This window comes from Bradyrhizobium betae (genome assembly GCF_050632175.1).
GTDB lineage: Bacteria > Pseudomonadota > Alphaproteobacteria > Rhizobiales > Xanthobacteraceae > Bradyrhizobium > Bradyrhizobium betae_B.
The window spans coordinates 2,432,302-2,445,010 of sequence record NZ_CP192576.1 but is presented as its reverse complement, the minus strand read 5'-3'; the positions used below and the strand labels follow the sequence as shown (position 1 = coordinate 2,445,010).

8 protein-coding genes and 2 pseudogenes are annotated in these 12,709 nt (G+C 65.2%); 6 read left to right on the top strand and 4 right to left on the bottom strand.

What is annotated here, in order from left to right; all coding sequences use genetic code 11:
• Nucleotides 1-21: 21 nt before the first annotated feature.
• Nucleotides 22-1,251 carry a citrate/2-methylcitrate synthase gene (locus ACQ86E_RS11885; RefSeq protein ID WP_431205542.1) on the top strand — a complete coding sequence of 410 codons (1,230 nt, stop codon included), beginning with the start codon at nucleotides 22-24 and terminating at the stop codon, nucleotides 1,249-1,251.
• Nucleotides 1,252-1,299: 48 nt separating this feature from the next.
• Here the strand turns inward: ACQ86E_RS11885 and ACQ86E_RS11880 are convergent, their stop codons facing one another.
• Complete coding sequence (locus ACQ86E_RS11880; RefSeq protein ID WP_431205541.1) at nucleotides 1,300-3,270, bottom strand: methyl-accepting chemotaxis protein; 1,971 nt, start codon at nucleotides 3,268-3,270, stop codon at nucleotides 1,300-1,302.
• A 233-nt stretch (nucleotides 3,271-3,503) separates the two neighbouring features.
• Nucleotides 3,504-4,163: a DedA family protein gene (locus ACQ86E_RS11875; protein ID WP_431205540.1), complete on the bottom strand. Its 660-nt coding sequence runs from the start codon at nucleotides 4,161-4,163 to the stop codon at nucleotides 3,504-3,506.
• 313 nt (nucleotides 4,164-4,476) lie between these two features.
• Between ACQ86E_RS11875 and cobS the strand changes: the two genes are divergently transcribed.
• The 5 genes and pseudogenes from cobS to ACQ86E_RS11850 all read left to right on the top strand — a co-directional run bounded on the left by cobS (nucleotide 4,477) and on the right by ACQ86E_RS11850 (nucleotide 10,616).
• A complete protein-coding gene (cobS, locus tag ACQ86E_RS11870) occupies nucleotides 4,477-5,460 on the top strand; it encodes a cobaltochelatase subunit CobS (protein ID WP_431205539.1) in 984 nt (327 codons plus the stop codon).
• A gap of 143 nt (nucleotides 5,461-5,603) precedes the next feature.
• Nucleotides 5,604-7,504 (top strand): annotated as a pseudogene (cobT, locus tag ACQ86E_RS11865) (cobaltochelatase subunit CobT).
• Nucleotides 7,501-8,581, top strand: a pseudogene (locus tag ACQ86E_RS11860) (esterase-like activity of phytase family protein). The pseudogenes cobT and ACQ86E_RS11860 overlap by 4 nt, the downstream one beginning before the upstream one ends.
• 221 nt (nucleotides 8,582-8,802) lie before the next feature.
• Nucleotides 8,803-9,915 (top strand): NADH:flavin oxidoreductase/NADH oxidase, encoded by a 1,113-nt coding sequence (locus tag ACQ86E_RS11855; protein ID WP_431205538.1) that lies wholly within the window; start codon nucleotides 8,803-8,805, stop codon nucleotides 9,913-9,915.
• Between the two features lie 293 nt (nucleotides 9,916-10,208).
• Entirely contained in the window at nucleotides 10,209-10,616 is a 408-nt protein-coding gene (locus ACQ86E_RS11850; protein WP_431205537.1) for a hypothetical protein, read from the top strand.
• A gap of 2 nt (nucleotides 10,617-10,618) precedes the next feature.
• Here ACQ86E_RS11850 and ACQ86E_RS11845 read toward each other — a convergent pair whose 3' ends face one another.
• Together ACQ86E_RS11845 and ACQ86E_RS11840 are read right to left on the bottom strand one after the other, a co-directional pair.
• Complete coding sequence (locus ACQ86E_RS11845; RefSeq protein ID WP_431205536.1) at nucleotides 10,619-10,864, bottom strand: PilZ domain-containing protein; 246 nt, start codon at nucleotides 10,862-10,864, stop codon at nucleotides 10,619-10,621.
• Nucleotides 10,865-11,123: 259 nt separating this feature from the next.
• Complete coding sequence (locus ACQ86E_RS11840) at nucleotides 11,124-12,449, bottom strand: DUF2235 domain-containing protein (protein WP_431205535.1); 1,326 nt, start codon at nucleotides 12,447-12,449, stop codon at nucleotides 11,124-11,126.
• Nucleotides 12,450-12,709 lie beyond the last annotated feature (260 nt).

Here is a 12,709-nt window from a genome sequence, read left to right as displayed (position 1 = left end):
ATCTTGATTACATAAATCAATATGAAAAATTCCAGTGAGCTCTACCTCTCAGCGCGGGAGGCCGCGGCCGAACTCGCGATCTCGCCGGCGACCCTCTACGCCTATGTCAGCCGTGGCCTGATCCGCTCCGAGCCGACGCCGGACTCGCGCAAGAACCGCTACCGCGCCGAGGACGTCCGCGCCCTGAAGGAGCGCCGGGTGCCGTCGCCGGAGCCGCGCGGCCTGCGCAGCTTCGATGCCGACCTGCCGGTGATGGACACGGAGATCTCGACCATCACCGAGGACGGCGCGATCTATCGCGGCGTCAACTGCGTCGATCTCGCCGAGAACGATACGCTGGAGCACACCGCGACGCTGCTCTGGGATGTCTCCGGCGCCGATCCCTTCGCGCCGGACAATCAGCCCGAGATCTCCGACGAGATGCGCGCGATCACGCAAGCCGCGCGCCGCGCCGCGCCGATCGACCGCGCCATCGCCGTGCTGGCGCTTGCCGCGAGCGCCGATCCCCGTGCCTTCACCCGCGCGCACGACGGCCGCGCGATGGTCGGCGGACGCATCGTCCGGCTGCTGGTGGCGACCATGCTCAACGCCGAGCCATCGCCGTCACCGCTGCACCAGCAGATCGCGACGGCCTGGGCGCCGGATAACAGGCATGCGGGCGACCTCATCCGCCGCGCACTGGTGCTGCTCGCCGATCACGAATTGAATGCCTCGACTTTCACCGCGCGTTGCGCGGCTTCCACAGGCCTCAATCTTTATGACTCCGTGATCGCAGGCCTCGCCGCGCTGAAAGGTCCAAAACACGGCGGCGCCGGCGTGCTGGCCTCGCAACTCGTCAAGACGCTGGTTGATCGCGACGTCGAGCCGCTGGTGCGCGAGCGTGTCGCGCTCGGCGAGCGTTTCGCCGGCTTCGGTCACGGCGTCTACAAGCGCGGCGACCCCCGCGCGCAATCGCTGCTCAACGCGCTTTCCCGCGCCGGCGCGCCACGAAAGTTCACGCGGGAAGTGCCGGAGCGGATCGTCGAGGCGACCGGCGAGCTCGTCAACATCGACTACGCGCTCGCGGTGCTCGTGCACGCCCTGCGCCTGCCGGCGGGCAGCGAGCTCGCGTTGTTCGCCATGGCCCGCAGCGTCGGCTGGATCGCCCATGCCAGCGAGCAATTGCAGTTCGGCAAGCTGATCAGGCCGCGGGCAAGGTATGTGGGGCCAGCGGCAGGGCGAAGGGCTGGGAGTGCTGCGTCGCAGATTTGAGCATCTGGTTCACCCGCCGCCGCCCGTCTTTGCCGAACCAGGACCCGGCTACGCGGCGCGGACCGTGATGAGGAAACGGTCGACCTCGCTCTTGAGTCTGTTGCTTTCCATCGACAGCGACTGGGCCGCCGAGAGCACCTGCGTCGAAGCCGAGCCGGTTTCGGTCGCGCCGCGCTGAACATCGCTGATGTTTGATGATACGAGTTGAGTCCCCTGCGATGCTTGCTGAATGTTGCGCGAGATCTCCTGCGTCGCCGCGCCCTGCTCCTCAACGGCGGCTGCGATGGTGGAGGACACTTCGGAAAGCTGCTCGATCGTGCCTGAGATTTCGGTAATGGCGTGCACCGATTCCTGCGTGGCGGTCTGGATGCCGGAGATCTGCTGGCCGATCTCACCAGTTGCCTTGGCGGTCTGTTCCGCGAGCGCTTTCACTTCCGACGCCACCACGGCAAAGCCGCGGCCGGCCTCACCGGCACGAGCCGCTTCGATCGTCGCATTGAGTGCGAGCAAATTGGTCTGTCCGGCGATGGTATTGATCAGCTCGACGACGTCGCCGATCCTGGCAGCGGCCTGCGAAAGCGCGCCGACCTTTTCGGTGGTGGTCCTGGCCTGATCGACGGCCTGGGACGCCATCCGGGCGGAGGCCTGCACCTGCCGGCTGATCTCGGTCACGGACGAGGACAGTTCTTCCGTGGCGGAAGCGACCGATTGCACGTTGGTGGATGCTTCCTCGGAAGCTGAAGCGACGGTCGTCGCCAGATCCTGGGCATGCTCGGCCGTCGTGGTCAGCGTTCCGGCCGATGCTTCGAGTTCGGTCGAAGCCGACGAAACCGTCTTCACGATCTCACCGATGGCGGCCTCGAATTCGCCGGCCAGCCGGTGCATGTCCGCCTTCCGCTGCTCTGCCTGCCGCCGCTCGACTTCCGCCTGCTCGGCGCGCAGTCGTTCCGCCTCGATCATGTTCGTCTTGAAGACATCGACCGCACCGGCCATCTCGCCGATCTCGTCGTGCTGCCCCATTCCGGGGATGACGATCTTCATGTCACCCTTGGCCAGCCGGACCATCGCCTGCACCATTGCCGCGATCGCCTTGGTGACGGAGCGGGCGATCGTGAGGGAAAGACCCGATACGACGACAATCGCGAGCGCCAGCGCGATCAGCATCCAGCGCTTCACGGCCGACATCGTTTCGGCCTCCTGAGCTTGAGCGCCGTCTTGACGCCGCCGAATATCCTGCTCGATGGCTTCGAAGACAGGCTCGATCTTCCCGTACTCCTTCGACATCGCCGCGGCATTGCGTGCGGATTCCGCTGTGCTCTCCGCCCAAGCCGCGAAGTCGCTTCTGTAGGTCTGCAGCCTGGCTGCTATTTCGGCCTTCGTGGCCGGAGCAAGATTGGAATCGGCGACCGCCTTGCCGAAATCGCTCGCAGTCTTCTGAAACGAATCGATGTAGGCCTTGTCCCGACGCAGCATGAAGTCCTTCTCGTGACGACGCATCGTCAGCATGCCGTTTCCGAGAGCCGCGTTGTCGACCTCTTTGAGTCGGGCTTCAATGGCGTGTACCGAGGCGCGCAACGTTCCGGTCAATCCGAGCTTCTCGTTCAGGCCGATCCTCGTCTCGGTCTGCACCAACGCGGAAAATTGCTTATCGTACTCGCTAAATCCTGACTTCAGCGTATCGACCTTATCGGCGAGACCGCCAAACCCGTCGGTTCGGATCATCGTGCCGAGCCGGTCCATATCTCCCCTGATCGATGCGCTCACGGTCGCGTGGCGCTTCACGGAGGCCTCGTCCCTCCGCAGCATGAAGTCCTTTTCCGCTCGGCGCGCATCCAGCATGTCGCGCGCGAGCCTTTCATTCAGGTTCGACAAGACCCGTGCACCGTCTGCGATTTTGCGGGACGCTTCTTGAGACGCGGCTCCGGTCAAATAGATCGCACCGAACGCCCCCAATCCGAGCAGGCCGATGAGTCCGATCAGGAGGATCTTGTGACTCAGACGAAAGGAGAAATGCCCCATGGTTGCGGCCCCGCTAAATATCACGCAAAAATTGCGACAAATCGTCGCGAGCGTTAAACTACGGGAGACCACAAAAGGAAATGTAAAGACGGCTATCGCTTTTCAGCAAAGCAGGGATCTCGTCGGAATGACCTCTGCAGACATTTTCGGCGGAGGTCGCTCCGCAGTTTGTCTCCAGATAGCCGCTGTGTTGCCTGGAGCGTCGTGAGACCGAGCCGCTTGCAACGGCACAATCACCCCCGCGGCTTCACCGCAGCAACGGCGCGGCCATTCCTCCGGCGATAGATCCACACCGCCGCGCTCAGCACGATCGCGGCGGCGACCACACTGAGCATCCAGATGTGCTTGCCGATGTGCTCGTGGTGCGGCAGCCCGGCATATTCGTGCAGGGCCGTCACCGCCAGCACCCCTGGCAGCACATGCGCGGGCGCCCAGACCAATATCGCCGGGATATTGATCGCATAAAACCGCGCCGGCGGCATCCCGAGCGCCCCGGCGGTCACGGGAACGAAGGCACGGATCGGCGGCACGAAGCGGGCGAAGAACACGGCCCAGGTGCCGAAGCGGTTGAAGAAGCTCTCGCTCTGCTCGACCACGTGCGGATAATTGGTCAGCGGCCAGGTGTTGAGGATTTCGCGCTGCTGCCGGTGCCCGATCCAGTAGGCCGAGCCGTCACCCAGCACCGCGCCGAGCGCGGCGGCCAGCAGCACCCACTGAAGCTTCAGCTCCCCGCCCGGAATCAGGGCGCTCAGCGCCAGGATGATGGTCGAGCCGGGGATCACCGATCCCACCACCGGAACGGCTTCGAGAAGCGCGGCCAGGAACAAGGTCAGATAGGCCAGCCACGGATGGGCCGAAACGAAGGATATGAGGGGATCGAGAAAGGACGTCACATCGTCTCTATGTTGGCGGCGGGCATGGGGCCTCAGACCCTACATAAGTAAGGAGCGGCGGTAAAAGTGCCATCCGCGCCGGCAGATCGCGCCGCGGGGCGCGAAATTCGAGCGTGATTCGCAGGGCAGCCTTCCAAAAATCGCGTTCCTTACCTATCTCAATGAAAAGACAACGGAACTTTGATTGGGGGGCGGGCTTCTGCCAGCCACTTGTCTCTGATAGGTTGGTTTTCAGCACCCAGCCGCAGCCAACGTGCGAATAACCGGTTTCGGGACCGCCCGGGACCTCGGAGGATTGATGACGACCGCCGCCATGTCCAAAGTTGAGGAAGTTTCCGGTCTGCCCGACATGAAGGTGTCGGTGCGCCAGGTGTTCGGGATCGACAGCGATCTCGAAGTGCCGGCCTATTCCGCAGTCGATCCTCATGTGCCCGAAGTCGATTCCGACTACCGCTTCGACCGTGCCACCACGCTTGCCATTCTCGCCGGTTTCGCCCGCAACCGCCGCGTGATGGTGACCGGCTATCACGGCACCGGCAAGTCCACCCATATCGAGCAGGTCGCGGCGCGCCTGAACTGGCCCTGCGTGCGCGTCAATCTCGACAGCCATATCAGCCGCATCGACCTCGTCGGCAAGGACTCGATCGTGGTCCGCGACGGCAAGCAGGTCACCGAATTCCGCGATGGCATTTTGCCGTGGGCGCTGCAGCACAACGTCGCGCTGGTGTTCGACGAATACGATGCCGGCCGCCCGGACGTGATGTTCGTGATCCAGCGTGTGCTCGAGGTCTCGGGCCGCCTGACGCTGCTCGACCAGAACAAGGTGATCAAGCCGCACCCGTCGTTCCGCCTATTCGCGACAGCCAACACGGTCGGCCTCGGCGACACCTCGGGCCTCTATCATGGCACCCAGCAGATCAACCAGGGCCAGATGGACCGCTGGTCGATCGTCACCACGCTGAACTATCTCAGCCATGACGAGGAAGTGGAGATCGTGCTGGCCAAGGCCAAGCACTATCGCACCAGCGAGGGCCGCGACATCGTCAACAAGATGGTGCGTCTTGCCGATCTCACCCGCAACGCCTTCGCCAATGGCGACCTGTCGACCGTGATGAGCCCGCGCACGGTGATCACCTGGGCCGAGAACGCCGACATCTTCGGCGATATCGGCTTCGCGTTCCGCGTCACCTTCCTCAACAAGTGCGACGAGCTCGAGCGTCCGCTGGTCGCCGAATTCTATCAGCGCTGCTTCAACGCGGAACTGCCGGAATCCTCGGTGAATGTGGCGCTGAGCTGATCTCTCTCGGTATGTCGTCCCGGCGAAAGCCGGGACCCATACCGCGTGATGTCTCAATAGAACGACGCCGGTAGTTTCTTCTAACCCAACGACGGCCTGCGGTTATGGGTCCCGGCTTTCGCCGGGACGACGGATACGGTGAAATGACCACCTCCAACTCCAAGTTCCGCAATACCAAGGAAGCCCCGACCGAGCCGTTCAAGCGATCGGTCGCGGCCTGCCTGAAAGCGATCGCGAAGTCGCCCGAGCTCGATGTGAGTTTTGCCGCCGAGCGGCCGGGCCTTGCGCCTGGCAAGGCGCGGCTGCCGGAGCCGGCGCGCAAGATGACCAAGCGCGACGCCGCGATCGTGCGCGGCCACGCCGACTCCATCGCGCTCAAGCTCGCCTGTCACGATGCAAAGCTGCATCGCAAGCTGATGCCCGGCAATCCGCAGGCGCGCGGCGTGTTCGAGGCGGTGGAGCAGGCCCGGGTCGAGGCGATCGGCGCGCGCCGCATGGCCGGCGTTGCCAAGAACCTCACCGCGATGCTCGACGACCATTTCCATCGCGGCAAGTTCGACGAGATCACCGACCGCGCCGACGCGCCGCTCGCCGATGCGCTGGCGATGCTGGTGCGCGAGCGCCTCACCGGCCTCGCGCCGCCGACGGCTGCAAAAAGGTGGTCGATCTCTGGCGGCCGATCCTCGAAGACAAGATCGGCAAGCGGCTCGACCGGCTCGACACCCTGGTCGAGGACCAGACCAGGTTCGGCGATGCCGTGCATGATCTCTTGACGGCGCTCGAGCTCGGCGACGAACGCAACGCCGACAGCGAAGACAATGAGGACAACGACGAGAACCAGGACGGGGACAACGACCAGTCCGGCGCGGAAGGGTCGCCCGATTCCGACGCCGCCCAGGAGATGAGCGCGGACCAGGCGCAGGCTTCATCAGAGGAGATGAGCGACAGCGCGATGGAAAGCGCGCAGGCCTCGACCTCCGACACCTTCGACGACGGCGAGCTCGGCGACGACGAGACGCCCGGCGAGGCGACGCGTCCGAACTCGCACGGCAAGAACGAGCCGCGCGGGCCGGAATACCACGCCTTCGCGCCGAAATTCGACGAGGTGATCGCCGCCGAGGACCTCTGTGACCATGACGAGCTGGAGCGCCTGCGCGCCTATCTCGACAAGCAGCTCGCGCATCTGCAGGGCATCGTCGCCCGCCTCGCCAACCGGCTGCAGCGCAAGCTGATGGCGCAGCAGAACCGCGCCTGGGACTTCGATCTCGAAGAGGGCATCCTCGATCCGGCGCGGCTGTCGCGTGTGGTGACCGATCCGCATCATCCGCTGTCCTTCATGCACGAGAAGGAAGCGACCTTCCGCGACACCGTGGTGACGCTGCTGCTCGACAATTCCGGCTCGATGCGCGGACGCCCCATTACGGTGGCCGCGACCTGCGCCGACATCCTCGCGCGCACGCTGGAGCGCTGCGGCGTCAAGGTCGAGATTCTCGGCTTCACCACCCGCGCCTGGAAGGGCGGGCAGTCGCGCGAGGCGTGGCTTGCCGCGGGCAAGCCGGCCAATCCCGGCCGCCTCAACGACCTCCGCCACATCATCTACAAGTCGGCCGATGCCCCCTGGCGCCGTGCGCGAAAGAACCTCGGCCTGATGATGCGCGAGGGCCTGCTGAAGGAGAACATCGACGGCGAGGCGCTCGACTGGGCGCACAAGCGCCTGCTCGGCCGTCCCGAGCAGCGCAAGATCCTGATGATGATCTCCGACGGTGCGCCGGTCGACGATTCCACGCTGTCGGTCAATGCCGGCAACTATCTCGAGCGGCACCTGCGCCACATCATCGAGGAGATCGAGACCCGCTCGCCGGTCGAGCTGATCGCGATCGGCATCGGCCATGACGTGACGCGCTATTATCGCCGCGCGGTGACGATCGTGGACGCCGAAGAACTCGGCGGCGCCATCACCGAGAAGCTCGCCGAGCTGTTCAGCGAGACCAACACCGCGCCGATGCAACCGGCCGGCCGCCCGCGACGCAAACTGCATTCGTGAGCACGCGATCGTCCCGCCGCAGCTTCCTTGGCCACGCGGCGGCGGGATTTTCCACTCTCGCACTTTCTCGATGGGCGCAAGCGCAGCCTGCGACCATGCCGCCGCCGCCGCGCGGACCGGTGCCGCCGCCCGAGCACAGCGTCACCGAGCCGGTTGCGATCGAGGTCAACGCACGGCCAATCTCTTCGTTCGAGCCGCGCGATCGCTCGCGCGTGCGTTTCGGCTCACTGCAATATCGTAGCGGCCTGGTGCTCACCTCGCCCTATCGCGGCTTCGGCGGCCTGTCCGGCATCCGGCTCGATGCCAAGGGCGAGCGCTTCCTCGCGATCTCCGACCAGGGCGGCTGGTTCACCGGGACCATCCGCTATTCCGGCGGCAGGATGGTCGGGCTCGACGACGTCGAGGCCGCGCCGGTGCTGGGCCCCGAGGGCCGGCCGATCACGGAAAAGCGCCTGTGGTACGATACCGAGTCGCTCGCGCGCGACGGCTCGACCGTTTATGTCGGGCTCGAGCGCGTCAACCAGATCATGCGCTTCGATTTCGCCAAAGGCGGCACGCGCGCCCGCGGCGAGGTGATCCCGTCGCCGGCGGCGATACGCAAGCTGCCGACCAACAAGGGGCTCGAAGCTCTCGTCTTGGTCCCGAAAGGCCACCCGCTGGCGGGCTCGCTGATCGCGCTGTCGGAGGGCGGCTTCGATGCCGACGGCAATCTGATCGGGTTTCTGATCGGCGGTCCCACGCCCGGCCAATTCAGCATCCGCCGCACCGACAAGCAGCTCATCAGTGACGCGGTGCTGCTGCCGTCGGGCGAACTGCTCATCCTCGAGCCGCAAATTCTCCTGGTTCACCGGCATCAACATCCGCATCCGGTCGATTCCCCTGAAATCGATCGCGCCGGGCGCGCTGGTGGACGGCCCCGTTCTGTTCAACGCCGATCTCGGCCATGAGGTCGACAACATGGAAGGCATCGACGCACACGTCACGCCGGAGGGTGAGACCGTGCTGACGCTGGTCTCGGACGACAATTTCTCGCTGCTCCAGCGCACGCTGCTGCTGCAGTTCACGCTGGTGGAGTAGGTTTTTCCCAACTCCCCCGGTCATTGCGAGCGCAGCGAAGCAATCCAGATCTTTCTGCGGAGGGACTCTGGATTGCTTCGCTGCGCTCGCAATGACGAGTGGAGACAGCCGGGCTCTTCCGGGCCTGCAATGCATCCCCCCATTCCCGCCGCGCGGCTGGCATTCCCGTGTCTCCTCACTACACTCCCTCCATTGCCCCTCTCATCCTCCGGAACCCCCGCATGAGCGCCCTGTTTTCCCCGATCAAGCTGCGCGGCCTGACCTTGAAGAACCGTCTCGTGGTGTCGCCGATGTGCCAGTATTCGGCCGAGGACGGCGTCCCGACCGACTGGCATTTCACCCACATCAACAACCTCGCGCTGTCGGGCGCCGCGATGTTCTGCATCGAGGCGACCCATGTCGAGGCGATCGGCCGCATCACGCCGGGCTGCCTCGGGCTCTACAGCGACGCCGCCGAGGCCGCGCTGAAGCAGATCCTCGCCTCGGTGCGCAAGCATTCCTCCACCGCGATCGCGATGCAGCTCGCCCATGCCGGCCGCAAGGCGTCCAGCGCGCGGCCCTGGGACGGCGGCCAGCTCATTCCCGTGAGTGAAGGCGGCTGGCAGACGGTGGCGCCGTCGGCGCTGCCGCACAAGGACGGCGAGGCCGCGCCGCTGGCGCTCGATGCCGCGGGCCTGACGCGGATCCGCGACGCCTTCGTCGACAGCGCCAGGCGTGCCGCGCGGCTCGGCATCGACGCGATCGAGCTGCATGGCGCGCACGGCTATCTCTTGCACCAGTTCCTGTCGCCGATCTCGAACAAGCGCACCGATGAATATGGCGGTTCGCTCGAGAACCGCATGCGCTTCCCGCTGGAAGTGTACGACGCGGTGCGCGCGGTGTTCCCGCACGAGCGGCCGGTCGGCATGAGGGTGTCGTCGACCGACTGGGTCGAGGGCGGCTGGGACCTGGCGCAGACCATTGAATTCTCCAAGGCGCTGAAGGCGCGCGGCGTCGACTGGATCGATGCCTCCTCCGGCGGCGTCTCGCCGCTGCAGAAGATCACGCTCGGTCCCGGCTACCAGGTGCAGTTTGCCGACGCCATCAAGCGCGAGACCGGATTGCCGACCATCGCCGTCGGCCTGATCACCGAAGGCAAGCACGCCGAGGAGATCGTCGCATCCGGCAAGGCCGACATGGTCGCGCTCGCCCGCGGCATGCTCTACGACCCGCGCTGGGGCTGGCACGCCGCAGCCGAGGTCGGCGGCGAGGTCGAAGCCCCGCCGCAATACTGGCGCTCGCAGCCCTCGACGCAGAAGGCGCTGTTCGGCAAGACGACGTTCGGGGCGAGGTAGGGGGCGCGCAGCGCATCTGCTGCATGTGGCGCGAGGCTCGCGCCACATGCTCCGTCATTGCGAGCGCAGCGAAGCAATCCAGGATCCCTCCGCGCAAACACTCTGGATTGCTTCGCTGCGCTCGCAATGACGATGGGGAGGCAGGCGTGCGTTACACGCTCAGGTCGCGTTTCCTGCTGGGTCAAGCACCATAAAGGTCCGCTTCCCCTCACGCATCCGTAAATCCCCTTAGCTTCCACGCCCCGCAAAACTGGCCTAACCTTCGTGCACGCGCGGCAACACGGAGGCTGGCCATGCGGTTTCGGGTTCGGAAGGCTGCCCACGTCTTCGAACGCGTGGGTCTTGCGGTCGCGGGAGCGGCGTGCGGGCTGTTCGTCGGCGCCTATGTCGGCTCGGCGATTCCCGTGCTCACCACGCAGGGCTTTCTGCTGCTGATGATGGTGCTCGGCTTCGTCGGCTTCTATCTCGGCATCGACACGCCGCAGCTTCCCTTCGACGAGGCCCACAGCCGCATCGACGCCGCGGAATTCCTCAGCTCCGCCGGCACGCTGTGCGCCACGCTGACCGCGTTCGCGTCGGTGGCCGTCATCGTGCTGCGGCTCGAGCCGCACATGGTCTGGACCTGGCTTGCCCTGATCGGCTGGATCGGCGGGGTCGCCATGCAGATCGTCGCTGGCGCCAAGGCGCGGATGCGGAAATAGCGCTAAAACACCACGCCCACGCGCGTGCCGCGCTTCCAGGCGATGCGGCAGCGCTTTTTGGTGTTGACGTGAAGGAGTTCGAACCTGTCGGGGATCGTCACCTGGCCGCCGAGATCGACACAGGCCCCGCCCGCCGAATAGTCGATCAGCGTGCAGGGGATCACCGGCGCGCGCGGGTCGGTGATGATCTTGGCCTGGCGGGACACCAGGCCTGCCGGCTTGACGCGGGCATGTCGGCGCGGATGCATTGGCACTCTCCTCCAATTCCGCAGATCGCGGCGGGCTTGAGGGCGATGATGCGGGGCAGATGATGCGATCCGGCTAAAGCGGGGGTGAGAATTTTAATGAAAAGTTGCGGCGATTGGAGAAAGCGGGGGTAGTGGAGTGGGCGCGGTCTCAATCGCCGTCATTGCGAGGAGCGAAGCGACGAAGCAATCCAGACTGTCTCCGCGCAAATAGTCTGGATTGCTTCGCTGCGCTCGCAATGACGAGCGGTGAGAGCGCCCATCACCCCGTCACGATCTCACCCGCCTCCGCTCCCGCGCCCGCATGCGGCCCCGCCGGCATCGGCACCGTCTGATACGTCTTCGGCAGATTCACCGGCCGATAGTCCGGGTCCAATTCCATCCGCTTCACGACGCTCTCATGCACATGCGCGCCTTCGGGGATCACGCGCGGCTCGCAATCGGGGATGTAGAAGCCGAGAAACACCTTCCGCTCCGGCCATTCCTTGTACTTGGCGCTCTTCGGAACATATTCCAGCACGCGCCAGGCCGCGTTCATCGAATTGTGCAATTGGCCCGTCGGGCCGGTGTAGGCAGGCGGGACATATTCGAACGGCGAGTTCTTGCGCTGGACGCCCCAGGCAAGCTGGTTCACCGTGCGCGGGTTGAAGTTCAGCCCGGCCTTGCCGGCTTCGTCGATCATCCAGATCAGCGGATATTTCGAGTCCCCGCTCTCGGCCTCCGGATAGCCGCCGCCGACGTCGCAATGCACGCCGGCGAACCACACCTGCATGATGTCCTGCGGCTGTTTCCTGTCGTCGGGCACGAAGCGGTTGCTCCAGAACTCCTGCGGCTCGCGCCATTGCTTGAGGCGGAACATGCAGCGCCGCTCGTCGATCGCGATCGCCTGCCGGAAGATGTTGACGCTGGGATTGCGCAGCGTGAAGGCCAGCTCCTCGAAGCTCGGCCAATACAGCCGGTCGGCGCGCGGCACGATCACGCTCGCCACCGTGTCCCAGACGCCGATGAAATGGATGGTCGGCCAGCGCGAGGAAGTGATGCGCGCGAACTGCGCGGCGAGATCGAACTTGTCCTTGGGCAGCGGCCCGTCCTCGTCGAAGCCGGAATCCGTGAGGGCCGCGAGGTCGTTGCCGCGCCCGGAGCCGGAATATTGCTTGTAGGAGATCAGGCCCGAGCCTGCGAGGTTGGCCTGCTCCGGCGAGATCAGCCCCACCTTGTGGATCAGCCCCGCCAGCACCCGCACCGTGTAGGCGCCGCGCGAAAAGCCGAACAGATAGATTTTGTCGCCGGGCGCGTAATGCTCGACCAGGAAGCAATAGGCGGACAGCACGTTGTCATCGAGCCCGTAGCCGGTGGCGAGCCCCAGCACCAGATTGACGTTGGCCTTGAGCCGGTGCCACGTCGTCGGCTCCGTCACCGTGCCGACGCCGGGATCGTAGAACACCATCTGCCGCGGCTGCGTCCTGTCGGTCTTGCGCAGGCAGCGATACAGCTTCAGGACGTTGGAGATGTTTTCGGAGATCTCGTTGCCGGTGCCGTCACAGCAGATGACGAGGTTTTTCGGCTCGGCTTTGCGCTCGTGCTCCACGGTATCCCCCTCCCGGATATGCAATCCGGGCGAGTATAGCAAAAAAGCGCGACTGCGAGGAGACGGTGGTGCTTGCCCTCTCCCCTTGTGGGAGAGGGTGGATCAATCGCGCTCGGCGCGATTGAGACGGGTGAGAGGTCTCTCTCCGCGCATGAATCTTCCACGCCGGAATTCCCGGAGACAACCCCTCATCCGCCTTGCCTTCGGCAAGGCACCTTCTCCCGCAAGGGGAGAAGGGAAAGCAGCGCGCCCTCGTTCGC

Coding starts and splice junctions, on each gene's coding strand:
- ACQ86E_RS11855 (WP_431205538.1), top strand. CDS start 8,803: ATGAGCGCCCTGTTTTCCCCGATCAAGCTGCGCGGCCTGACCTTGAAG.
- ACQ86E_RS11850 (WP_431205537.1), top strand. CDS start 10,209: ATGCGGTTTCGGGTTCGGAAGGCTGCCCACGTCTTCGAACGCGTGGGT.
- ACQ86E_RS11885 (WP_431205542.1), top strand. CDS start 22: ATGAAAAATTCCAGTGAGCTCTACCTCTCAGCGCGGGAGGCCGCGGCC.
- ACQ86E_RS11845 (WP_431205536.1), bottom strand. CDS start 10,864: ATGCATCCGCGCCGACATGCCCGCGTCAAGCCGGCAGGCCTGGTGTCC.
- cobS (WP_431205539.1), top strand. CDS start 4,477: ATGTCCAAAGTTGAGGAAGTTTCCGGTCTGCCCGACATGAAGGTGTCG.
- ACQ86E_RS11880 (WP_431205541.1), bottom strand. CDS start 3,270: ATGGGGCATTTCTCCTTTCGTCTGAGTCACAAGATCCTCCTGATCGGA.